Source organism: Nonomuraea jabiensis, assembly GCF_014204795.1.
In the GTDB taxonomy this organism is placed as follows: domain Bacteria; phylum Actinomycetota; class Actinomycetes; order Streptosporangiales; family Streptosporangiaceae; genus Nonomuraea; species Nonomuraea jabiensis.
This window is the reverse complement of sequence record NZ_JACHMB010000001.1, coordinates 6256097-6278927: the sequence shown is the minus strand read 5'-3', so window position 1 is coordinate 6278927 and position 22831 is coordinate 6256097. Positions and strand designations below refer to the sequence as shown.

Genomic DNA, 22831 nt, shown 5'->3' with positions numbered 1-22831 from the left:
CTCCACGCTGGTCAGCGGCAGCGCCATCGAGGAGATCGCGCGGCTCAAGCGGGAGCCCGGCAAGGACGTCGTGGTCACCGGCAGCGTCACGCTGGTCCAGGAGCTGCTGCGCGCCGGCCTGCTCGACGAGCTACGGCTGCTGATCGACCCGGTCGTCGGGCGCGATCCTGGACGGCCTCGGCGCGTGAGGAGCACCACGACCAGTACGACCGCGTGAACGACGACGCCCGGCCGGCAGACGATCAACGTCGTCGGCCGGCCGGGCGTACGGAGAAGTGCTTACCGCGGGGCGTCGAAGGTCCACTCGGCGCGGGCGCCCGGACCCACGGCAAGGGTCGAACGCCCGATCCGCTCCTCGTGCCGGGTCTCCACGGAACGGTTGAGCGACATGGTGACCTGCTTCAGGCCCGCCTGCTCACGCGCTACGGAGTCGAGCTGGATGGTGGTGCCACCGCCGGTCGCGATGGCGCCGCCCCCGACGGTCGCGACCTTGAACCCGCCGGCTCGCAGCACCGGCACCGCGGTGGCCAGGTCCCGCGCAGGGACGCCGATGCGGATGTAGGTGATGTCCCGCATCAGGTGGTCCTGGTAGGCGTCGGGCAGGTAGCGCTCCCGGCTGACGTCACCGGGGTAGCTCTCCGGCTCGGTCTGGCTGCGCGGGTCGGCGAAGTACTCCGGGAAGTACTCCATCGCCCACGGGTCGAAGGCTTCGTACTGGGCGGAGGTGGTGCGGATGGTGTCGAACCACGGGATCGGGACGCCATCGCCGAAGTCACGCGTCTGGCGGTATTCGGCCGGGTCGGAGATGCCCTGGGCCTTCAGCTGCGCGGTCACCTTGGCCAGGTCGCCGGCGCGCTCGGTCGAGACGGCCAGCCCGGCGGAGCCGAAAAGGGCGTCCTGGCCGGGCAGGTCGCCCTCGCCGAACAGCTCCATGTAGGTCTCGCGGCCCTTGAGGTAGCGGCCCTTCCAGGTCAAGCCGCCACCGGTCGTGGTGCGGACCTCGAAGTTGGCGAACTCGCGCAGGTACGCCGAGTTCTCGACGGCGTCCGCCGTCTCGCGGTCCACCACGCTGTAGGCGTGGTTGTAGAACAGCAACTGCCCCTTGGATGACGCGTGGGACGCTTCGGCCTGGGCCGTCCCCACGCCCCCGGCGATCGCGACGGTGCAGGTCGCGGCCAGGGCAGTGATCATCCGTAATGTCCGGCGAATCAGCATGGAAGCGATCTTAGGGCGGGGATGATCACCTTCACTATCGTTTTGACAGGACCCGAACCGCAATTGTGGCGGTCCTATAGCGCCTCTGTAGCGAGCCGTCCCGCCCCGGAGGACAGAGGTGGGCGTTCAGAACTCGATGAAGCCGTACAGCGCGAGATGGTTCGACTTCGTGCTGCTCACCGTGTGGTCGACGCTCGACGGCCGCACGGTGCCCTTGACGAAGAGGTAGTCGATCTTCCTGGAACCGGAGGTCGCCTTCGCTCCGTAGCCGGTCATGCCGAAGCCGCCGAGGGTCGTGGCGGCGATGTTCGTACGATTCGCGTCGATCCCGATCACGCGGATCGTCGAGGCGTTCATGAGGCTCGTGGCGTCCGCGCCGACGTGGATGCCGGAGTTCGCGATGCCCGTGTAGCCCGCGCCCGCGCAGGCGTTCGCGCCGTTCTGCTCCGGGAGGTGCATGGTCGCGGCGAAGACCGTCGTCCCGGTCTGCTTGATCGTGAACCTCGCCGCGATGGCGCTCGTGCGCTTCCATTTGTACTGGTTGGTGGTGCCGTCGTCGCTGTCCGGCGGCTTGTACAGCGTGCAGCCGGCCCCGCCGTCGTACGAGGTCCCGGGCTTCAGCCAGCCCGCGCTCCAGTACTTCGAGATGTCGCCCGCCGCGAGGCTCAGCGTTCGGGTGTTGTAGAGGATCGCGTTGGTCTGCCTCTTCTTCAGGTCGCCGAGCGACTGCTGGCTGCACTTGTGCGTGCTGCCCCACTCCTCGGGGTTGTCCCAGGCCACGATCGCCTTGTACGTGCCCGCCGGATATCCGAACATGCCCGAGAGCTGGTCGGCGTAGGCCGTGGCCTGACCGGTGCCGCGTACCTGCTGCACGATCAGGAGATCGGGCGCCTGCACGCCGGAGGTGCCCGTCTTTCCGTCGTCGTCGACCAGCATCGACGCGAGGTGGTCCGGGCCCGAGATCCGGGTGCACGTGCCGTCGGCGTTGTTCCTCACCAGGTTCTCGATGTTGTTGTTGTAGACCCGTAAGACCCGATCCTCGGCGGCCGCGTGCGCCGGCGTGATCGGCGTCGTGGTGAGTGCGACAGCCGCCGCGAGTGCTAACGCCCCAGGCGCTCGGTAATGGGATGACATTTTTGCAGATTAACGATCATTCCGGGCGCTGCCCAGGTACGGGCCTGTCCGGGATCGCGCTCGCCGCCACCCGCGGCCGGGCCAGGCACCTGCGGGCCACAGCCTGCCGGGCCGGCTCATCGAGAAAGGCGGCCCCCGCCGCACGGCCGGATCAATACTGGCCGTTGTCGGTGGCGTCGGGCAGGATCGGCACACCGGATCACGGCGCGAAGGAGATCAGGGTGCCCCCCACCGACCAGCGGACAGCCGGCCACCCGTTCCTCAAGGGCATGTACGACGACGCCTACTACCCTCGCCGGCTCGTCGACAAGGGCAGGGAGATCCTGCTGCGCCTGTGCGAGCGGATCGAGGCCGATCGGCCCGCGGACCTGGCGGCGCTGTACGTCCTCACGCAGGCGGCGACGGACGAGTTCAACGAGCTGGCGGTCGAGTTCCTGGCGGCCGGCAGCCAGATGGAGACGGTGGCGCGCGAGGTGATCGCCGAGGACTTCTGGTTCGTGGCGACGGCCTACGGGTTCGCGGACGCGGACATGGAGGAGCTGATCGCGACCCGCGACTGGTGACGTGCCGATGAGCCCACGCCAAGTCATCGCCAAGGGAGGTCTAAGTCCGGGGGCGCACGCTGGTGCCATCCCCCGATCGAAGGAGCACCCGATGGCCCCCAACATGCTCGGATTCCGCATCACGCACCGCGCCATGCGCGGCGACGCCCGCCGCCTGGCCACGTTGCTGGGCGGGATCGCCGCCGGTGAGGAGCGGGCGGATCGGGCCCGGCTCGACGCCGTCGCCGCGTTCGCCACCAAGCTGTGCGCCGGTATCCACCATCACCACCAGGCCGAGGACAACGTGCTCTGGCCCGTCATCGTCCGCTCGGCCGGCGCCGAGGTGGACCTGAGCGACCTGAGCGACGACCACGCCGAGCTCGACCCGCTGCTGGCGGAGATCACCGCCGCCGCTGCCCGGCTCGGCACGGACCGGGCGGCGGCCGGCCGCATGGCCAAGGCCCTGACCACGCTCGCCGACCTCCTCGACGAGCACATTGAGGAGGAGGAGCGGCTGCTCTTCCCCGTCATCGCGAAGTACGTGTCGGAGGCGGACTGGAAGTCGGTCGAGGACGAGGTGCGCAAGGGCGGGGACATCCGCTTCGACCTGCCGCGGATCGGCCAGTACGCGCGGCCGGAGGAGCTGGCCGAGCTGCGCAGGCTGGCGGGGCCGGTGCTCGCGCTCCTGCTCAGGCTGCTCAACCGCGGTCACCGGCGCCGCCAGGCGCTGATCTTCGGCTACGGCAGGTGACCGCGCCTCTCGCGGGCCGCCCGGGCCCAGTGGGGCGAGCCGACCAGTTCCGCGACCTCCTCCGCCCGCGCGTAGTACGGGTCCGGATCCTCGCCCATCAGGCGCGCCAGGTCGCCGAGCAGCAGCGCGACGGGCCCGAGCGTGACGGACCCGCTGTGCATCCCGGCCAGCTCCCCATCCCACCGCCGCAGGTTGTGGTAGCAGCGGGCGGCCACCTCGACGTCCCCCAGGGCGACGGCGGTCTGCGCGCGCAGCCCCTCCCACAGCAGCCAGTAGTAGTCGAGCGAATGGACCGCCCCGGGCCGCCACACCCGCCTGGCGGCCTCCGGCTCGCCCGCCGCCGCCAGCGCCGCCGCGTACAGCTCGGCCGTGCCGTCGTTGGGCACGTGCTCCCACAGGAAGGCGAGCTCGTCCAGCGAGTCGCGCACGTCGCCGCGGGCCAGCCGCACCACGAACCTGCCCAGCATCCCCATCGCCTCGGCGTTCGCGCCGCCGCGCTCGGCCATCTGCCGGGAGACCCCGGTGTAGATGGCCTCCGCGGCGTCGAAGTCCCCTTCGACCAGCTTGCGCTGCGCGCCGAAGAGCGTCAGGATCACCAGCGACAGCCCGAGCTGGCCGCTGGTGGAGACCGCCACGCCACGGTCGGCGTGGCGCGCCGCGGCCGCCACGTCGTTGCGGCCCAACGCGGCCATGAGCAGCGCGCTGTGGCCCAGCGTGAGGTAGGCGACCAGCCGGTGGGTGCTCCCCAGCTCCAGCAGCTCGCCGCCGATGGACTCCAGCTCGTCGCGCCGATCCGGTGAGAGCACGGCGAAGTAGCGCGCGTTGAGTGCCAGGCAGATCAGCTCGGGGCGGCCGAGCCGGCGCGCGATCGCCACCGCCTCGGCTCCGGCGCCGTCCACCCCGGCGTCGTCGTGGCCCTCCAGCGCGAAGACGAGCGCCGCCAGCAGCCGGCAGCGCGTCTCGTCGTCCGGTCCCGCGGCCAGCTCCGACCGCACCGCCGCGACGAAGTCCTCGTCGTAGCGGGAGTCCTGCTGGATCGTCCAGATCACGGGCGCGTCGTACGAGGTCAGCGCCCTGGCGACAGGTCTGCCTGCGACGCGCCCCGCGAGTGGGCGGGCCGTCTCGACGGCGGCGGTGCGGGCGGCCACGGCGCCGATGACGTCGCCCGCGTGCCCGAGCGCCGACACCAGCCCGCACAGCAGCTCCAGCCTGGTCTCCTCGTCCTCGGCGAACTCCAGCGCCGCCCGCCACAGCGCCGCCGCCTCCCGGTGGGCGTGCAGGCCGGACGCCTGAACGGCCGCCGCCCGCGCGTACCGCACCGCGCTCGGCGCCGCCGCCTCCAGCGCGTGATGCGCCAGCGCCGCCACGTCCCCTGGGCGGATCCGCTCCAGCGCCGTCACCACCCGCCCGTGCAGCCGGGTACGGCGGATCCTGGCGGTGTCCTCGTACAGCACCTGCCTGACCAGGACGTGCGTGAACCGCAGCCGGCCGGGCCCCGGCTCGGCCAGCAGCCCCGTCAGGACCCCGGCCTCCACCCCGTCGAAGACCGTGTCCTCGTCCCCGTCGTGCAGCGCGATCAGGACGTCCACGTCCGCGTCCCTGCCGATGACGGCGGCGTTGCGCAGCACGGTCTGGGCGCTGGCGGGCAGGCGGCTGATCCGGCGCCGGATGAGGTCGCGCACGCCGGGCGGCAGCGCCTCGGCGGCGGCGGGCCCCTCGGAGGCGAGCAGCCGGGCGATCTCGCAGACGAACAGGGGGTTGCCGAGCGTGCGTTCGGCGATCGTGCGCACGGTCGCCGGCCCCAGCTCGCGCTCGCAGTGGCGGGCGAGCAGCGCGGCGACGTCGGGCTCGCCGAGCCCGGCCAGCTCCAGGTGCCTGCTCCCGGCGGCGAGGGCGGCCAGCGTGGCGGCCAGGTCGTCGGTCGCCTCGGCGGGCCGGTGGGTGGCGAGGACCAGCAGCTTGGCCGTGGGCTTGAGGTGGCGCAGGAGGTGCAGGGTCTCGCCGTCGGCGCGGTGCACGTCCTCCAGCACGACGACCAGCGGCGCGTTGGCCGCCAGGTAGTCGGCCACCGCCCGGGCCAGCCGGAACTGGTTCTGGATCGCCACGCCGTCCTGCAGCAGGGGCGCCAGCCCGGCCGGGTCGTCCGGCGGGCGGGCGGCGGCGAGCCGGCGGACGATCTCGCTCCACGCCCACGCGGGCGGCGCGTCGCCGTCGATCTCCGGGCAGCGGCCGATGGCCACCCGCCATCCGCGCTCCCCCAGCTCCGCCGCGAACGCCTCGGCCAGCGCGCTCTTCCCCGCGCCCGGCTCGCCCCCGAGCCAGACCGTGCGCTGGGTGGCGTGCGCGGCCTCCTCCCGGAGGATGGCCAGCTCGCGCTCCCTGCCGACGAGCGCGGGCCCGGGAGCGGGCGCCGGGTCCTGAGCGGGTGCGGGCTCCGGGGTGGGTACGGGGTGCGCGTTCAGGGAGTCCGACTGGCGGAGGATGTCCTGTTCGAGGGCGCGTAACACCGGGCCGGGATCGACCCCTAACTCGTCGGCCAGCTGTTCCCTGGCCCGGCGCAGCACCGAGAGGGCCTCCGCCTGGCCGCCGGACCGGTAGTGGGCCAGGGCCAGCAGGCGGACGGCGTTCTCGCGCAGCGGATGCCGGTCGACGTGCCGGCGCAGCTCCGGGGCCGCCTCGGCGTGGCGCCCCAGCATGAGCGCGGCCTCGGCCCGGTACTCGACGGCGATCAGCCGCAGCTCGGCCAGCCTGGTCGCCTCCGGCACCGCCCACTCCTCGGGGAACTCCCCGTACGCGGACCCCGTCCAGAGCCCCAGCGCCTCGTCGAGCAGGTCGTGCGCGGCCGCCGCCGCACCCTGCTGCAGCGCCTTCCCGGCGGCGTCGATCAGGCCGGGCAGCCGCCACGCGTCCACGTCCTCCTCGGACAGGCGGAGCCGGTACCCGGGCGGGGCGCTCACGATCACCGTGGCCGGAGCGCGCGGGGGGCGGTCGGGCTCCAGCGCGCGGCGCAGGTTCGAGACGTAGACCTGGAGGGCGGCCAGCGCCTTGGGTGGCGGCTGGCCCTGCCAGAGGTCGTCGATGAACCGGTCGGCCGACACGACCTGGCCGCCCGCCGCCACCAGGCGCGCGAGCACGGCCCGCTGCCTGGCCGGGCCGAGGTCCACCTGGCGGCCGTGCAGGCCGGCCTGGAGCGGTCCGAGGACCTGAATGTGGAGCATGGCATCCCCTGATCTACGAGCCCCCGACCCGGCGCGCCCACGCACGGCAGTGCGGGAACGGTCCACAGCCGCCCATCATGAGCCACCCACACATATTTGGGCAATCACCAACACTCTGACCATTTCCCCGGCCTGCTCTAGGGCGTTTCTAAGGTTCGCCGACGGCTGGGTGAAGGTGGGCCGGGTTGGCTGGCGGCAGCCACCGGGCCGGAGGGGCCGGCCGGTCGGGAGAAGGAGACGCGACATGGACCGACGCAAGGCCGGCCTGGCCGCCGGCATGGTGCTGGTGCTGACGCTGGGCGGGTCGGGGGCGCTGGCGGCCTCGTCCCAGCGGGACCCCGCCGACGACCCGTGCGCCAAGACGGCGGCGTGCACGCCTGCCGGCGAGCCATGCGCCAAGGACGCGGCGTGCACGCCCGCCGACATCGCCAAGGCCAAGGCAGCCAAGGCGGCCGAACTCGACGGGAAATGCTCGCCCGACGTGAAGCGGCCCGACAAGAAGCAGGAGCAGCCCAAACTCGTCGAGAACGGGATGCTGGCCAAGGCGCTGGCCGCCTCGCTGGGCGTCGGGCTCGACCGGGCGACCGCCGCCGAGGAGGAGCTGAACCTCCTCAGCCAGAAAGGCGGGATAAATCCGAAATCCCCGGAGTTCGCCGCGATAGCCGAGCGGCTGGGCGTGTCGCCGGAGCGGCTGATCCAGGCGCTGGACGACTTCAAGCGGTCCTTCGTACGGGGAGAGGACGTCAAGCCGGACGCCGGCAAGACCCCGGGATCCTGACCGGCCGGGCGGGCGACCAGCCTGCGCGGCTGGACGGCGGCCATCCCGCCCGGCCATCGGCAGGCGCTCGGGGGTGTGCGGCGGCGGGCCCGGCGAGGAGAGTGGGATCATGCACGTCCTTGTGGCCGACGACGACGAGGCGGTGCGCCGTTCGCTGGCGCGCGCGCTCGCCCGTGAGGGCTATCACGTGAGCACCGCCGCCGACGGCCTGCGCGCCCTGGAGGCGGCCGGCGGCGGGCGGCAGGACGCGGTGGTGCTGGACATCATGATGCCCGGCCTGGACGGGCTGGAGGTGTGCCGCCGCCTGCGCGCCGGCGGCGACCGCACGCCGATCCTGATGCTCACCGCCCGCGACCTGGTCGCCGACCGGGTCGCGGGGCTGGACGCCGGGGCCGACGACTACCTGGTCAAGCCGTTCGCGCTGGAGGAGCTGCGGGCGCGCCTGCGCGCGCTGCTGCGGCGCAGCGGCGCGGCCGAGGAGGTGCTGCGCTTCTCCGACCTGGAATTGGACACCGCCGCCTGCCGGGCCACCCGCGGGTCGCGGGTGCTCGACTTGACCAGGACCGAGTACACGCTGCTGAAGGTGTTCCTGCGCAACCCGAACCGGGTGCTGAGCCGCGGCGTGATCTTCGACGCGGTCTGGGGGTACGACTTCGGCCCGTCGTCCAACGCGCTGTGGGTCTACATCAGCTACCTGCGGGCCAAGCTGGAGGCCGGGGGCGAGCCGCGGCTGATCCAGACGGTGCGCGGGCTGGGGTACGTGCTGCGGGAGGAGCCGTGACGCTGCGGACCAGGGTCGCCCTGGCCGGGGCGGCCGTGGTGGCGGCGGCCCTGCTGATCGCCTCGCTGGTGGTCTATCCGGCGATGGCGAGCGGGCTGGGCGGCCAGCACGACGGCGAGCTGGTGCTGGCCGCCGGGCAGGCGCCCCAGCTGCTGGCCACGTTCAAGGCCGCCCGGGCGCCCCTGCCGGATTATCCGGTCTCCGTGGGCAACACGCTGCTGCAGTTCTTCCCGCCTCCCGTGAACTCGGGGCCGACCACCGGTTTCGTCCCGCTCTCCGACAGGGACGCCGGGGTCGCGTTCGGCAAGCTCCCGCCGTACTTCCAGGAGGTGAGCTACGGCGGGGCGCGCTACCGCGTCTACACGGCTCCGCTGGGCCAGGTGGATGAGGGGCTGGTACGCACCGCGTTCCCGCTCGACCGGGACGACGACACGCTGAACAACCTGAGGCTCCTGCTGGGGGCGCTGATCCTGGGCGGCGCGCTGATCGCCGGGATGGGGGCGCGGCTGCTCGCCGGGCGCGTGCTGCGCCCCATCGGCCGCCTGACCGAGGTGGTCGAGTACGTCACCGCCACCCGTACGCTCACCGCGAGCGGGCTCGACGGCAGCGGGCGCGACGAGGTCGCCCGGCTGGCCCGCTCGTTCACCACGATGACCGGCGCGCTGAACGAGTCCCTGCTGGCCCAGCGGCGCCTGGTCGCCGACGCCTCGCACGAGCTGCGCACCCCCCTGACCAGCCTCATCACCAACCTCGAACTGCTGGGCGAGGGGCGCGGCACCGCCGACCCGCAGGCCCCGGCACTGGTCCACGAGGCCCGCGCGCAGGCCGGCGAGCTGCGGGTGCTGGTCAACGACCTGGTGGAGCTGGCCAGGTACGGCGACGTCCAGATCCACACCGAGGACGTCCGCCTCGACCTGGTCGCGGAGCGCGTGATCGCCAGGGCGCGGGGGCGGGCGCCGCACGTCCGGCTGCGGGACGAGCTGGCCGAGTGCCTGGTCCACGCCGATCCCGACGCCGTCGAACGCGCCGCCGCCAACCTGGTCGACAACGCGATCAAATGGAGCCCGCCGGGCGGGGAGGTGCTGGTCGAGGTGGCCGCGGGCGGCACACTGTCGGTCTCCGACCAGGGGCCCGGCATCGCCACCGAGGACCTGCCGTTCGTCTTCGACCGCTTCTACCGCGCCAAGGCGGCCCGCTCGCTGCCCGGCTCGGGGCTGGGGCTGGCCATCGTGCGCCAGATCGCCGAGGCCCACGGCGGCACGGTCCGCGCCGAACCCCTCACCCGGGGCGTCCGCCTCGTCCTGTCCCTCCCCCTCGCCACCTGATCACCCGGCCCCTGACGCACCTGGGGCCGGGCACGGGGACCGCTGGCCCAGCACGGCACCGGCCCGGCGTTTCCAGGCGCGCACTTCGGCCCTGACCCGGCTGGGCGCGAAGCCGTGAGCTCTAGCCGGGAGGTACGAGGTCGCCCAGGGAGAGGGCCAGCCAGAGCTGGAGCCGGTGCCCGGGGTCGGTGAGGGGACGGCCGGAGACGCGTTCGGCGACGGCCAGGCGGCGGCGCAGGGTGTTGCGGTGCACGCCCAGCCGCCGCGCCGCCGTCTCCAGGTTCGACCCCGCCTCCAGGTACGCCCGCAGCGAGTCGACCAGGTCGCCGCCGTGCCGCGCCTCGTACTCGCGCAGCGGGCGGAGCGCGGTCGCGGCGAAGCGGTGCGCGGCGTCGGGCACGAAGGCGTCCCTGAGCAGCGCGGACGCCTCCAGGTCGTCGACGTGGAGGTAGCCGTCGCCCCGGCCGGCCAGAGTGGCGGCGTGCCGGACCGCCGAGGGGAGCTCGTCCAGGCCGAGCGCCCGGCAGCCGCCGCCCGGCACGCCCAGCCGCGCGCACAGCTCCGCCCCCCATCGGGGTGCGGCGAGCCCAGCCGAACGCTCCGGCAGCACGAAAACCGTGCCCTCCGGCCGGGCGCACACGAGGGCCAGCTCCTCGGCGTCCGCCGCCACCTCCTCCAGCGCCTCGATCGCCGCCTCCGGCGCGACCGGCGCCGCCGTCACGACCACCTCGTACGGCGGCGCCGCGACCGGGCACAGCTCGCCGAGCTGGCGCGGCGACAGCCCGCCGTCGAGCACGGCGGCCAGCAGCGCGCCCCGCTGGGCGTGCGCCTTGGCCCGGCCGGCCCGCACGCCCAGCAGCTCCATGGCGAGCAGGCAGGCGGCCTGGTTGGCCAGCATCCTGGCGTGCCATTCCAGCGGCGAGCCCGTGCACACCGCCAGCCAGCCGGTCGGCGGCCCGGAGAAGCCGAGGCTCTGCACCTGGACGGCCTGGATGCCGTCGTCCAGCACGCCCGCGCTCAGCCGGGCCGCCCCTTCCGCCATCTCCAGGGCCCGGGCGTGCCAGGGCCGCTCCCCCGCCGGCGTGGCCGCCCTGGACTTGCCCTGCGGGTCCAGCAGCAGGGACTCGCCGCCGGTGTGCTCGGCCAGGGCACGCAGGATGCCCGAGGTGCCCGACAGCAGCGCGGCCCGCGCCATGGCCTCCTGGGCGGCGACGACCCGCCGCTCCCCGCGTACGCGCTCGTCGGCGTGCCACCGGGCGACGGCCTCGGTGACCGCGATGAACGGGGTCAGGATCTCCAGCACCGGCAGCCCCCGGAGGTCGGCGGCGGCCAGCACCTCCTCCGGGACGGCCGTCACGGCCTCGCCGAGCGCGAAGGCGAGCCCGGCGCAGCCCGCGCCCGACAGCCGCTCGACGTACGCCTGCCGCCCGGCGGGGTCGCCCGGCAGGCCGAGGCCGATGGTCATCACCAGCTCGCCCCCGCGCAGCCACGGCACGGGGTCGGCCAGCTCGGACACGTGCGCCCAGCGGACCACGCGGGACAGGCCGGCGCGCCCGGCCAGCAGCCGCATGCGCATGCCGGGCAGCGTCATGGCCTGGGCGACGGTCAACGCCATGGGTGTTCCTCAGGGCTGTGCATACCGCACTCTAATTCACCGCCGGTGGTGCGTTTCGTCCCGGCCCCCGTCTGGCTGACCTGCGCTTATCGTCGTCGCACCCCCTGAAGACCCGGAGGATCCATGAATCGCGCCACCCGGGCGGCCGGCGCCGCCTTCGTCGGGACCACGATCGAGTGGTACGACTTCTACGTCTACGCCACCGCGGCCGCGCTGCTCTTCGACGACCTGTTCTTCCCCAACGCCTCCAGCCCCACGGTGGCGCTCATGGCGTCCTTCGCCACGTACGCGGTCGGCTTCTTCGCCAGGCCGCTCGGCGGCATCGTGTTCGGCCACTTCGGCGACCGGGTCGGCCGGAAGTCGGCGCTGGTGGTCACGCTGCTCATGATGGGCGGCGCGACCTTCGCCGTGGGCCTGCTGCCCACGTACGCGTCGATCGGCACGCTCGCCCCCGTGCTCCTGGTGCTGCTCCGCTTCGTGCAGGGGCTGGCGGTCGGCGGCGAGTGGGGCGGGGCCGCGCTGATGGCGGTTGAGCACGCGCCCCCGGACAAGAAGACCTTCTACGGCGGTTTCGCCCAGCTCGGCAACCCGGCGGGCGCGCTGCTGGCGACGGGCGCGTTCAGCCTGATGACCCTGTTCGGCGACGACGCGCTGCACTCGTGGGGCTGGCGGGCGCCGTTCATCGTCTCGGCCGTGCTGGTGCTGGTGGGCCTGCTCATCAGGCTCCGCGTCGAGGAGTCGCCCGTCTTCGAGGAGACCGACAAGACCGGGGTGCCGATCAAGGAGGTCTTCCGCACGTCGTGGCGGTCGGTCCTGCTCGGCATCGGCACGCTGCCGGTGGCCATCGGCGGCTACTACATCCTCACCACGTTCCTGCTGTCGTACGCCACGGGACCGTCGGTCGGCGAGACCGAGCAGCTCATCCTGAACGGCCTGAGCTTCGCCGCGTTCGTGGAGCTGGTCGCCACGCTCGGCATCGCCTGGATGGGCGACAAGTTCGGCGGGCGCAAGGTCGCCATCTGGTTCCTGATCGGCACGGCGGTGCTGGCGGTGCCGCAGTTCGCGGTCCTCGGCACGCACAACACGTTCCTGATCTTCCTGATGCTCGGCGTCATGCGGCTGGCCACCTCGGGCACGTACGGGCCGATGGCCGCGATCCTGGCCGAGATGTTCCCGCCGCAGGTCCGCTACACCGGGATCTCGCTCGCCTACCAGGGCGCCGGCGCGATCTTCGGCGGCCTGTCGCCGCTGGCCGCCACCGCCCTCGTCGGCGCGTACGGCGGCGCCGCGTGGCCGGCCGTGGCGCTGCTGGTCGCCATGTGCGCGCTCAGCGTGCTCTGCCTGCTCGTGGCGCCCCGTCACCGCGACCGCGTGCCGGCTGCTCCGATCACCACCGAATAGGAGAGTGCATTGTCCACCACCGTCATCACCGGCGGGAACGTCATCACCATGGACCCCTCGAACCCGTACGCGGGGGCCGTGGCCGTACGCGACGGCCGCGTCCTGGCCGTAGGGCGCGAGGAGGACGTCCTCGCCCAGGCGGGCCCGGGGGCCGAGGTCGTGCGGGCGGGCGGGCGCAGCGTGCTGCCCGGCTTCATCGACCCGCACAACCACCTGCTGTCCACCGCCGAGACGCTGGTGGCGGTGGACGCGCGCTACCCGGCCGTGGGCAGCGCCGCCGACCTGGTCGCCGCCGTCGCCGCCGAGGCCGCCAGGACCCCGGCGGGCCAGTGGATCAGGGCGTACGGGATGGACGACGCCAAGTATCCCGGCGGGCGGCCGACCAGGCGGCAGCTCGACGAGGCCACCACCGAGCACCCGGTGATCGTCTACCACGTGTCCGGGCACCAGGCGGTGGTCAACTCGGCCGCGCTGTCCTGGCGCGGCATCGGCGACGACGTGGCCGACCCGGCGGGCGGCGCGTTCGTGCGCGACGAGGGCGGGCGGCTGACCGGCATGGTGCTGGACTCGGCGATGGAGCTGATCCTGCCCGTGGCCGTGGACATCGGCTGCCACGGCCCGAACTTCCACGTCGACCTGCCCCTGGAGCAGCTGCGGTCGTGGCTGGAGCTGGCCGGGGAGACGTACCTGCGGGCCGGGGTGACGACCGTCTGCGACCCGCAGGTCTCGCGCCGCGAGCTGCTCGTCTACCGGTCCGCCTGGGAGGCGGGCACGCTGCCGGTGCGTACGGCGATCATGCCGCTGTCGCACATGCTGGACGAGCTGTCCTCGATCGGCCTGGCGGGCCCGTTCGGCGACGACCGGCTGCGGTTCGGGGCGATGAAGTTCTACTGCGACGGCACGCTGCTGGGCGGCACGGCGATGTTCGACGAGCCGTACGGCGAGGGCTTCACCGGCTCGCTCTACCACCAGCCCGAGCAGCTCGTCGACCTCGTCCGGCGGGCCGCGACGGCGGGCTGGCAGATCGGCATCCACACCCAGGGCGACCGGGCCATGGGCTACTCCCTCGAAGCGATCAAGGCCGCGGTGGCGGTGTCGGGCGACGACGCCCGGCCCAGGATCGAGCACTGCGGCCACCCGACGCCCGCCCAGGTCAGGGAGTTCGCCGCGCTCGGCGTGATCCCGGTCAACCAGCCCAACTTCCTCCACGACAGCGGCACCGACTTCGTGCGCCGGCTCGGCGAGCGCCGCGCGCACCGGCTGCAGCCGATCCGCGAGGAGCTGGACGCGGGGCTGCGCCCGGTGCTGTCCAGCGACTCGTTCGTCTCCTCGCTGCGGCCCATGGAGACGGTGTCGAACGCGGTGCGCCGCCGCACCAGGGAGGGCGGCCCGATCGGGGCGGAGCAGGCGATCACCCTGGAGGAGGCGCTGCGCGCGCACACGATCGACGCGGCGTACGCCCTGCGCATGGAGGACCGGATCGGCTCGCTCACGCCCGGCAAGCTCGCCGACGTGGTGGTCCTGGACGGCGACGTCCGGAGCCTGCCCGCGGACGCGCTGTCCGGCGTGGACGCGTGGCTGACCATGCTCGACGGGGAGATCGCCTACCGCGCGCAGTAGCCCCTCCGGCGGGACCGCTCATGGGGCGCGCCGGCTTATGGGGCGTCCCGCCATCGGGCGCGGATACGATCGAGTGGTCCCGTTCGGAGAAGGAGGCGCGGTGCCGGGCACGGAGGAGGCGAAGGGCGGCGAGCCACAGGCCGTCGAGCCGGCCAAGGCTGTCACCTGGCTCATGCTGATCTACCGGGTGCCCAGCGAGCCGACCAGGCTGCGGGCCGCGGTCTGGCGCAAGCTGCGCAACCTCGGCGCCGTCTACCTGCAGAACTCCGCGGCCGCCGCGCCGCGCACGCCGCAGAGCGAGCGGGCCCTGCGGGCGCTGCGCAGCGAGATCGTCGAGTCGATGGCCGGCCAGGCGTTCCTGGTCAGCACCTCGTCGGTCATCGGCGAGTCCGACCTGGTCGCGCTCTACAACGCCGCCCGCGACGACGAGTACGAGGAGATCCTCGACAAGTGCGCCGACTTCCACAAGGAGGTCGAGAAGGAGGTGCTGGCCAAGCACTTCACGTACAGCGAGCTCGAGGAGAACGAGGAGGATCTCACCAAGCTCAGGGGCTGGTTCGAGAAGGTCAAGGCCCGCGACGTCCTGGGCGCGGCGCGGCGCAAGGAGGTCGTCGAGGCGCTCGACGACTGCGCGCGGACGCTGGAGGAGTTCGCGTCCTCGGTCTACGAGGCCGAGGACAGCGCGATCTTCCAGCACGGCGCCGGCTGAGCTACCGGTCGCGCACGTCGATCCGCAGCGCGATGGCGAAGGCGGCCATCAGGCAGACGCCGAGCACCGGCGTGAGCACCGCCGACGGCGGCCCGAACACCAGCAGCGCCGCCGTGCCCAGGGCCAGCGTGACGGTCACGGCGACGGCGATCTTCCAGTCGTCGCCGACGATCAGGTCATACCAGAACTGCCCGAATCCTCGGATGAACCCCATGTCTAGCTCCCGGAAGCAGTCGGCACGACGACGGACGGACGCCTGAGCGCGCGCACCATCAGGCGCGACAGCCCGTACCAGGCGGCGATGAGCACGAGGATCGCCAGGTCGGCGCCGGGCCACTCCAGGCTCTCCCGGCTGCCGGTGAAGATGCCGAGCCCCTCGACCGACCAGTACGTGCCGAAGCCGGCCAGCAGCAGGCCGACGCCGTACTTGAGGGTGTTCTCCGGCACCTTCGACAGCGGCCCCCTGACGGCGATGCCCACGACGAGCACGAGGAGCACCCCGACGACGGCCGCCGCGATCGCCACCGGCATGTTGCCGGCGCTCAGGCCGAAGGTGATCACGATGAAGACGACCTCGACGCCTTCGAGGAAGACGCCCTTGAAGCTGATCATGAATGAGAACCAGTCGAGCCCCTTGGCGCTGACCTCGCCCGCGCTCCTCGCGGCGGCCACCTCCTTGGCGAAGATCTGGTCCTCGTCGTGCATGGCCTTGCGCCCCGACGATCTCAGGATCGCCTTGCGCAGCCACTGCAGGCCGAAGATCAGCAGCAGGGCGCCGATCGCGAGCTGCAGCGCCGCCTCCGGCAGCCAGGTCGCCAGGGCGTAGCCGGCGGCGGCGGTGAAGGCGGCCAGCGCCACCAGGGCCGCCGCCACCCCCATGAGGGTCGATCGCCAGCTCCGCGTCATGCCCATCGCCATGACGATCGTGAGCGCTTCGACCATCTCCACGATCGAGGCCAGCAGCACCGCCGCACCCAGGCCCCATGCAGCCGCAGTCATCGGCCCCACATCCTTCCGTTGCACAAAGAATGTAACAGCCGTTAGTTTGCACACATGTCATTGGATATGTCTACGCCGGCACCGGGCCCGGGGGTGGCGGAGGTCAGGCGAACTTCTCGGCTCCGGCGAAGGGCATGTGCTCGCCCTCCACGTACGCCGGGAACGGCTGGTAGACGTTCACGCCCGGGTCCCCGCGGAACAGCAGGGCCGAGACGAACGGCTGCTCCTCGCTGGTGATCCGGGTCGAGGTCGGGATGTAGCGGATGGTCAGGCCGCAGCGGCGGCGCGGCGAGGTGTTGGCGTTGGAGGCGTGCAGGATGTTGGGGTGGTGGACCTCCACGTCGCCGGGCGCCAGGACGAGGTCCACGGCCTGCGACTCGTCCACCGTCACCGCGCTCTCCGAGCCGAGCACGTTGTCGATGTCGTCGCGCTGCCGCAGCTCGTGCAGGTCCTGCCGGTGCGAGCCGGGGATCACGCGCAGGCAGCCGTTCTCCGTCGTGGCCTCGTCCACCGCCAGCCAGAGCGTGACGACGCGCATCGGCTCCAGCGGCCAGTACGCGCCGTCCTGGTGCCACAGGACCGGCTTGCCGGAGAAGGGCGGCTTGCTGATGTAGTGCGAGGCGAACAGCGCGATGTCGGAGCCGACGAAGAGCTCGGCGATGTCCAGCAGCCGGTCGTCGCTGACCAGCCGCACCCAGAAGGGGTCGCGGGCGACCAGCTCGGTGCCCAGGTCCTCGCCGTGCAGCTCGGGGTGCCTGGCCTGGAGCCAGGCGACGTGCTCGCTCGCCTCGGCGATCAGGTCGCGGTCGAGGACGTCACGGAAGATCGTGTAGCCGTCGCGGTCGTAGTCCTGAAGGATCCGGTCGACTGTCACCATGCGCTCCTTGTGAGGATGGGGGGTCACTCGGATTCTTCGGTCTTCGCGGGACGGGTTACTAGTAATCACCGCTCCACAAGTATTAATTTCCTGACATGCCGACCGTCCTGCGCTGGGTCGAGTTCGCGGCCGGCCTGCCGTACCACGCGGCCCTGGTGCCGGTGAAGGGCGGCCGCAGGGACCGGCCCGAGCCGCACTCCCACGCCGACTTCCACGAGCTGGTCCTCGTGACCGCGGGGGCGGGCGTGCAGCGGGTCGGCGAGGCGGAGCAGCCGCTGCGCGCCGGCGACCTGGTGCTGGTACGGCCGCACGACCGGCACGAGTTCGCCTCGATCGACGGCATGCGCTTCGTCAACATCGCCTTCCCGAGCGAGCGCTGGCGGGCCTTCGCCGACCTGGCGGGGCTGGCCGGCCCGGCGGACTGGGACCGCCGGGAGCTCCCGCCGTCGGCCCGCGCCGACCTGGACGGGCCGGTGGCGGCGGAGTTCGCCCGCCTGCTGGCCGCCTACTCCGGCGCGCCCCGCGTGCTCGACCTGGTCGGGCTGCTGACGGCGGTCGTCCCGCTGCTGGAGGGCGCCGACGGGACGGCCGTGGACCGGCGGCCCGGCTGGCTGGTGTCGGCCTGCGTCGCGATGCGGCGCGAGGAGAACCTGCGCGAGGGCCTGCCCCGGCTGCAGGCCCTCGCCGCCGTCAGCCCCGGGCATCTGGCCCGCTCGATGCGCACGCACTACGGATGCACGCCGATCGGGTTCGTGGTCGGGCGCCGGCTGGAGCACGCCGCCCTGCTGCTCACGACGACGACGGAGGGCATCGGCCGGATCGCCCAGCGCTGCGGCTTCTCCGGCCAGTCGTATTTCGGCCGGCTCTTCCAGGAGCGGTACGGCATGGCCCCGCGATGTTACCGGGAGGTTACGCGGCGAGCCGTCGTCCCTATGGACAGCCCAGATATCAAGTGATTAGATGACTTATCCCCCCAAGATCGAAGAGGAGGCCGGGCATGATCCGGTCACTTGGTGTCGCCTCCGTCATCTGCCTCGCTCTCACCGCCTGCTCCTCCGGCGGATCCGCGCCCCAGCAGGCCGCCGGCAAGACGGAGCTGAAGCTCTACAACGACAAGGGCGCCTGGAGCAAATACTTCGACGAGATGGGCAGCCTGTCCAAGCAGCAGATCGGCCTGTCCATGAAGCCGGTCGGCTACACCGACGAGCCGACGTACCAGGCGTTCATCAAGGCGTCGTTCCGCACGAACGTGAAGCCCGACCTGTTCACCTGGACGACGGGCGGGCGGCTGGCGGAGATCGTCGCGCAGAAGCAGGTCTCCGACACGACCGCCATCTGGCAGGAGGCGATCAAGAACGGCGACTTGTCCGCCGACCTGGCCAAGTACTACACGGTGAGCGGCAAGCAGTACTGCGTGCCGCTGAACGCGGCGTACTGGGGCATGTTCTACAACAAGAGCGTCTTCGACAAGTACCAGCTCAAGCCGCCGGCGACGTGGGACGAGCTGGTCAAGGTCGCCGACACCCTGAAGAAGAACGGCGTGACCGCCTTCTACCACACGTCGGTGCTGTTCTCCTTCGTCTGGTTCGAGCAGCTCCTGGCCGGCACCGACCCCGACCTCTACGACCGCCTCTCGGCAGGCCAGGCGAAGTACACCGACCCCGGCGTGGTCGACGTGATGAAGCGGTGGAAGTCGATGATCGACGCCGGCTACTTCAACAACCCCGGCGACAAGACCGACCCGGGCGACGTGCTCAAGACCGGCAAGGCCGCGATGGTGTCGTTCGGCACGTGGTTCAACACGAGCATGACGCAGCGCGACATGAAGGCGGGCACCGACTACGGCTTCTTCGTCATCCCGAACGTCAACCCCGCGCTGCCCAAGACCTCGATGATCTTCGAGAGCGGCCCGCTCTGCTCGCTGGCCAAGGCGCCCGACCCCGACGCGAGCACGAAGTACCTCAAGTGGTGGGTGAGCTCGTCCGCGCAGGAGAAGTGGGCCACGGCCAGGGGCGACGTGTCGGCCAACCCCAAGGTCGCCATCGCCGACCAGGCCATCGCCGAGGTCAGCAAGGCGGCGGGCAGCGGCGAGTACCGCCTGGTGAACCGCTACTTCGAGGCCACCCCGCCCCCGGTGCTCACCGCCGCGCTGGACGGCTTCGGCGCCTTCGTCGTCAAGCCGGACACCTACCAGAAGGTCCTGACGGACATCCAGGCCGCCGCCGACGAGTACTGGAGCACCCACCCGCAGGGCAACTGAGCGCGTGCCGGCCCGGTACAGGGGGAATCGTCCGTTCATGGCTGACGCATTGCTCTCCTACGCCTCGGGCGTGACCGAGGTCCCCCTGCTGGGCGAGACGATCGGGCAGAACTTCGAGCGCACCGTGGCGCGGTTCGGCGAGCGCGAGGCGCTGGTGGACGTGGCGGCCGGGCGCCGCTGGACCTACGCGCAGCTCGACGCCGCCGTGAACGAGGTGGCGCTCGGCCTGCTGGCCCGCGGCATCGCCAAGGGCGACCGGGTCGGCATCTGGGCGCCCAACTGCGCCGAATGGGTGCTCGTCCAGTACGCCACCGCCAAGATCGGCGCGATCCTGGTGAACGTCAATCCCGCGTACCGGGCTCACGAGCTGGCCTACGTCGTGCGGCAGTCGGGCATGCGGCTGCTCGTCAGCGCGGTCGCGCACAAGAGCAGCGACTACCGGGCGATGATCGGCGAGATCGGGTTCGCGGACGCGGTGTTCATCGGCGAGCCCGGCTGGGACGAGCTGGTCGACAGCGGCCGGCGCGCCGACCCGGCCCTGCTGGCGGAGCGGGCGGCGCGGCTGACGTTCGACGACCCGATCAACATCCAGTACACCTCGGGCACGACCGGCTTCCCCAAGGGCGCCACGCTGTCCCACCACAACATCCTCAACAACGGCTTCTTCGTCGGCGAACTGCTCGGCTACACCGAGGCCGACCGGGTGTGCCTGCCGGTGCCGCTCTACCACTGCTTCGGGATGGTCATGGGGAACCTCGGCGCGACCTCGCACGGCTCGTGCGTCGTGCTGCCCGCGCCGGGCTTCGACCCGGAGGCGACGCTGCGCGCCGTGCAGGCCGAGGGGTGCACGTCCCTGTACGGGGTGCCGACGATGTTCATCGCCGAACTGGCCCTGCTCGGGTCCGGAAATTTCAATCTTTCGACCCTCAGAACGGGCATCATGGCCGGCTCCCCGTGCCCGATCGAGGTCATGAAACGCGTCGTCAGCGAGATGAACATGACCGAGGTCGCCATCTGCTACGGCATGACCGAGACCTCACCCGTGTCCACGATGACCCGCCGGGACGACGGCCTGGCCCGCCGCACCGAGACCGTCGGCCGCGTCATGCCGCACATCGAGGTCAAGGTCGTCGACCCGGAGACCCGCCTGGCGCTCCCCCGCGGCGTGCCCGGCGAGCTGTGCACCCGCGGCTACTCGGTCATGCTCGGCTACTGGGCCCAGCCCGACGCCACGGCCGAGGCCATCGACGCCGCCCGCTGGATGCACACCGGCGACCTTGCCACCATGGACGCCGACGGCTACGTCACCATCGTGGGCCGCATCAAGGACATGGTCATCCGCGGCGGCGAGAACATCTACCCGCGCGAGATCGAGGAGTTCCTCTACGGCCACCCGGACGTCGCCGACGTGCAGGTGATCGGCGTGCCCGACGAGAAGTACGGGGAGGAGCTGATGGCCTGGATCGTCATGCGGCCGGGCGCCGAGCCGCTGACGGCCGAGCGCGTCAGGGAGTTCTGCGCGGGCCGCCTGGCCCACTACAAGATTCCCCGGTACGTGCACGTGGTGGACGCGTTCCCCATGACGGTCACCGGCAAGATCCGCAAGGTGGAGATGCGCGAGCAGGCCGCCGGGATCCTCGGCCGCTCATGAAGACGGACCGGTTCCGTGGTCGGGAGAACCACGGAACCGGCCCAGGATGCGCGTCGTCACGGCGAGCGACCCGTGAGCCTTCACGACCGGCCATGACGGACGGTCACTGACGTCGGCGCGTGCGGCCCACCGTGCGCAGCCGTAAAGGATGGGGGTGGGCGGCGCCGCAGGAGCGCGGCGCCGCAGGATGGTGCCGCGCGTCAGTTCTGGTCGAGGAAGCGTTGAGCCAGCGTGCGGCCCAGATTGACCGCCTGGGTGTGGTTTTCGATGGTCTGGACTTTGGTGCCGGAGCCGGTGAAGACGATGTACGTGACGCCGCTGTCCGTGCCGCCGTTGCTCGGGTCGGGGTTGATGCCGAGGTCGGCCGCCGTCCGGTAGGACGCCTCGCCGATGATCCCGCTCGGCCCCGTGTCACCCATCACGGCGTACTCCACCTGCCCGTTGTAGACGATCGCCACCACGGTGCCGCAGCCGATGCCCTTCGTCCGGTAGTCCCAGATGGAGCTGGAGCTCGGCACCACCATGTACGCGAGCTGCGCCGCGTTGAGCGGCGAGTCCCCGCTGGTGTGGCAGGCCGTGTCGGGCTGGAAGCAGCAGTCGGTGTTCTCGTTGCACTGCGACGTGCGCACCCCGTCGCAGTCGATGTCCATGTCGCCCTTCCAGAACACCGCCCCGGTCTTCTCGCACACCGCGACCGTCGCCGAGCTCACGTCGGAGTCCGTCTTGTACTTGCCGTTGGAGATCTGGTTGCACGCGGTCACCTTCGCGAGGAGCTGGTCGGCCGTGGGCCCGGTGCCACCGCTGCCGGTCGTGCCGGTGGCCGCGGCGCTGTGCCCGGACTCGTTGCCCGCCGCGTCGATCGCGGTGACCGTGTACGTGTGCGTGGACCCGGCGGTGAGCCCGCCGATCGTGGCGCCGGCCGTCGGCGTGGTCGTGACCACGGTCGTCCCCTCGTAGACGCGGTAGCCGGTGACGGCCACGTTGTCGCTGGAGTCCGTCCAGGCCAGCGTGATGCTGGAGGCCGAGGTGCCGGTGACGCGGACGTTCGCGGGCACGGTCGGCGCCTGCCCGTCGGGCCCGCCGGAGCCGCTGACCGAGAGCCGGTCCACGTTGGGGCCGCCGTTGGCGGTGGTGCCGGTGGCGCGGACGGTGTTGACCCCGGCGTTCAGCGACACCGTCAACGCGGCGTCCGCCCAGGTGTCCCAGCTGCCGGTGCCGGGGAAGTCGCGGGTCTGGACGACGGCACCGTTCACCGCGACGCTCATCGGCCGGTTGACGGTCGTGCCGTTGGCGTACCTCAGCGTGAGGGTGTGCGTGCCGGCCTCGGCCACGTTGACGGACCACTCGATGTAGCCGCCCACGGCGTTGACGTAGTCGACGAAGCCGGAGCCGGTGTAGCCGGTGTGGTTGGTCGCCACCGTCGCCTCCGACAGCGTGGCGGCCTCCGCCTGGTACTCGGTCGCGGGCGCGTCGGCCATGGTGACCTCGAGGTAGTCGAGGTTGGGGTTGCCGCCCGAGGCCGTCGAGGTGATGCGGATCTTGTTGTCGCCCGCGGCGAGCGTGGCGGTCAGGGTGGAGGTGGCCCACGTGGTCCAGGCCCCGGTGGGGCCGAACGTGCGCCCGGCCGAGACGACCGTGCCGTTGACCGAGACGTCGGTGGTGCGGGTCGTGGTGGTGCCGTTGGCGTAGCGGATGGCGAGGGTGGCGGTGCCGGCCGCGGGCGCGTTCACCGTCCACTCGGTGTACGGGCCCGCGGCGTTGTCGCTGTTGACGAAGCCGGTGCCGGAGAACCCGGCGTGGTTGGACTCGACGACGCCCTGGACGTTGGTGGCGTTCTCGGCCTCGTACCGCACGGTCGCGGCCCGGGCGGGTAACGCGACCAGGCCGGTGACGGCCAGGCAGGAGACGGCCAGGATGACGAGGCGGCGTAAGCGTGGGGGGTGCACAGGCGTACC

20 protein-coding genes are annotated in these 22831 nt (G+C 72.1%); 12 read left to right on the top strand and 8 right to left on the bottom strand.

The annotated features are described in order from the left end of the window. Window positions 1-70 precede the first annotated feature (70 nt). On the top strand, window positions 71-217 hold the full coding sequence (locus tag HD596_RS28805) for a dihydrofolate reductase family protein (RefSeq protein ID WP_313044905.1): 147 nt from the start codon (window positions 71-73) through the stop codon (window positions 215-217). A 62-nt stretch (window positions 218-279) separates the two neighbouring features. Here HD596_RS28805 and HD596_RS28800 read toward each other — a convergent pair whose 3' ends face one another. Both HD596_RS28800 and HD596_RS28795 read right to left on the bottom strand, forming a co-directional pair. Continuing rightward, window positions 280-1215: a DUF5829 family protein gene (locus tag HD596_RS28800; RefSeq protein ID WP_221519565.1), complete on the bottom strand. Its 936-nt coding sequence runs from the start codon at window positions 1213-1215 to the stop codon at window positions 280-282. Window positions 1216-1341: 126 nt separating this feature from the next. Next, entirely contained in the window at window positions 1342-2349 is a 1008-nt protein-coding gene (locus tag HD596_RS28795; RefSeq protein ID WP_185072433.1) for a hypothetical protein, read from the bottom strand. Between the two features lie 221 nt (window positions 2350-2570). On the opposite strand from HD596_RS28795, the gene HD596_RS62155 reads away from it, so the two are divergent. Then, a complete protein-coding gene (locus HD596_RS62155) occupies window positions 2571-2912 on the top strand; it encodes a DUF5713 family protein (protein ID WP_185072432.1) in 342 nt (113 codons plus the stop codon). Between the two features lie 91 nt (window positions 2913-3003). Beyond that, a complete protein-coding gene (locus HD596_RS28785) occupies window positions 3004-3642 on the top strand; it encodes a hemerythrin domain-containing protein (protein ID WP_185072431.1) in 639 nt (212 codons plus the stop codon). Here HD596_RS28785 and HD596_RS28780 read toward each other — a convergent pair. After that, entirely contained in the window at window positions 3630-6860 is a 3231-nt protein-coding gene (locus tag HD596_RS28780) for an ATP-binding protein (RefSeq protein WP_185072430.1), read from the bottom strand. The two genes, HD596_RS28785 and HD596_RS28780, sit on opposite strands and share 13 nt — an antisense overlap. A gap of 244 nt (window positions 6861-7104) precedes the next feature. On the opposite strand from HD596_RS28780, the gene HD596_RS28775 reads away from it, so the two are divergent. The 3 genes from HD596_RS28775 (at window position 7105) to HD596_RS28765 (ending at window position 9744) form a co-directional block, all read left to right on the top strand. Continuing rightward, window positions 7105-7638 carry a hypothetical protein gene (locus tag HD596_RS28775; RefSeq protein WP_185072429.1) on the top strand — a complete coding sequence of 178 codons (534 nt, stop codon included), beginning with the start codon at window positions 7105-7107 and terminating at the stop codon, window positions 7636-7638. Between the two features lie 109 nt (window positions 7639-7747). Further along, window positions 7748-8419, top strand: a complete 672-nt coding sequence (locus tag HD596_RS28770) for a response regulator transcription factor (protein ID WP_185072428.1) — start codon at window positions 7748-7750, stop codon at window positions 8417-8419. After that, window positions 8416-9744, top strand: a complete 1329-nt coding sequence (locus HD596_RS28765) for a sensor histidine kinase (RefSeq protein WP_185072427.1) — start codon at window positions 8416-8418, stop codon at window positions 9742-9744. The genes HD596_RS28770 and HD596_RS28765 overlap by 4 nt, the downstream gene beginning before the upstream one ends. 121 nt (window positions 9745-9865) lie before the next feature. On the opposite strand, the gene HD596_RS28760 is transcribed toward HD596_RS28765, so the two are convergent. Next, window positions 9866-11359 (bottom strand): PucR family transcriptional regulator, encoded by a 1494-nt coding sequence (locus HD596_RS28760; RefSeq protein ID WP_185072426.1) that lies wholly within the window; start codon window positions 11357-11359, stop codon window positions 9866-9868. Window positions 11360-11482: 123 nt separating this feature from the next. On the opposite strand from HD596_RS28760, the gene HD596_RS28755 reads away from it, so the two are divergent. From HD596_RS28755 to HD596_RS28745, 3 genes are all read left to right on the top strand, one after another. Next, a complete protein-coding gene (locus HD596_RS28755; protein WP_185072425.1) occupies window positions 11483-12760 on the top strand; it encodes an MFS transporter in 1278 nt (425 codons plus the stop codon). Window positions 12761-12808: 48 nt separating this feature from the next. Next, entirely contained in the window at window positions 12809-14380 is a 1572-nt protein-coding gene (locus HD596_RS28750) for an amidohydrolase (protein ID WP_185078776.1), read from the top strand. 100 nt (window positions 14381-14480) lie between these two features. Beyond that, window positions 14481-15089, top strand: a complete 609-nt coding sequence (locus tag HD596_RS28745; protein ID WP_313044901.1) for a Chromate resistance protein ChrB — start codon at window positions 14481-14483, stop codon at window positions 15087-15089. 1 nt (window position 15090) lies between these two features. On the opposite strand, the gene HD596_RS28740 is transcribed toward HD596_RS28745, so the two are convergent. The 3 genes from HD596_RS28740 to HD596_RS28730 form a co-directional block, all read right to left on the bottom strand. Next, the gene (locus tag HD596_RS28740) at window positions 15091-15303 is read right to left on the bottom strand and encodes a hypothetical protein (RefSeq protein ID WP_185072424.1); all 213 of its coding nucleotides are present in this window, start codon (window positions 15301-15303) and stop codon (window positions 15091-15093) included. A gap of 2 nt (window positions 15304-15305) precedes the next feature. Continuing rightward, entirely contained in the window at window positions 15306-16088 is a 783-nt protein-coding gene (locus tag HD596_RS28735) for a COG4280 domain-containing protein (RefSeq protein ID WP_185072423.1), read from the bottom strand. A gap of 103 nt (window positions 16089-16191) precedes the next feature. Then, a complete protein-coding gene (locus tag HD596_RS28730) occupies window positions 16192-16965 on the bottom strand; it encodes a phytanoyl-CoA dioxygenase family protein (RefSeq protein WP_185072422.1) in 774 nt (257 codons plus the stop codon). Between the two features lie 95 nt (window positions 16966-17060). On the opposite strand from HD596_RS28730, the gene HD596_RS28725 reads away from it, so the two are divergent. From HD596_RS28725 to HD596_RS28715, 3 genes are read left to right on the top strand one after another with little or no spacing between them, the layout of a single operon-like run. Continuing rightward, window positions 17061-17921 carry an AraC family transcriptional regulator gene (locus HD596_RS28725; RefSeq protein WP_185072421.1) on the top strand — a complete coding sequence of 287 codons (861 nt, stop codon included), beginning with the start codon at window positions 17061-17063 and terminating at the stop codon, window positions 17919-17921. Window positions 17922-17962: 41 nt separating this feature from the next. Then, window positions 17963-19225: an ABC transporter substrate-binding protein gene (locus HD596_RS28720; protein ID WP_185072420.1), complete on the top strand. Its 1263-nt coding sequence runs from the start codon at window positions 17963-17965 to the stop codon at window positions 19223-19225. A 37-nt stretch (window positions 19226-19262) separates the two neighbouring features. Further along, window positions 19263-20876, top strand: a complete 1614-nt coding sequence (locus tag HD596_RS28715; protein WP_185072419.1) for an AMP-binding protein — start codon at window positions 19263-19265, stop codon at window positions 20874-20876. A 200-nt stretch (window positions 20877-21076) separates the two neighbouring features. On the opposite strand, the gene HD596_RS28710 is transcribed toward HD596_RS28715, so the two are convergent. Continuing rightward, window positions 21077-22822, bottom strand: coding sequence for a CBM35 domain-containing protein (locus tag HD596_RS28710; protein ID WP_185072418.1), 1746 nt, complete (start codon window positions 22820-22822; stop codon window positions 21077-21079). Window positions 22823-22831 lie beyond the last annotated feature (9 nt).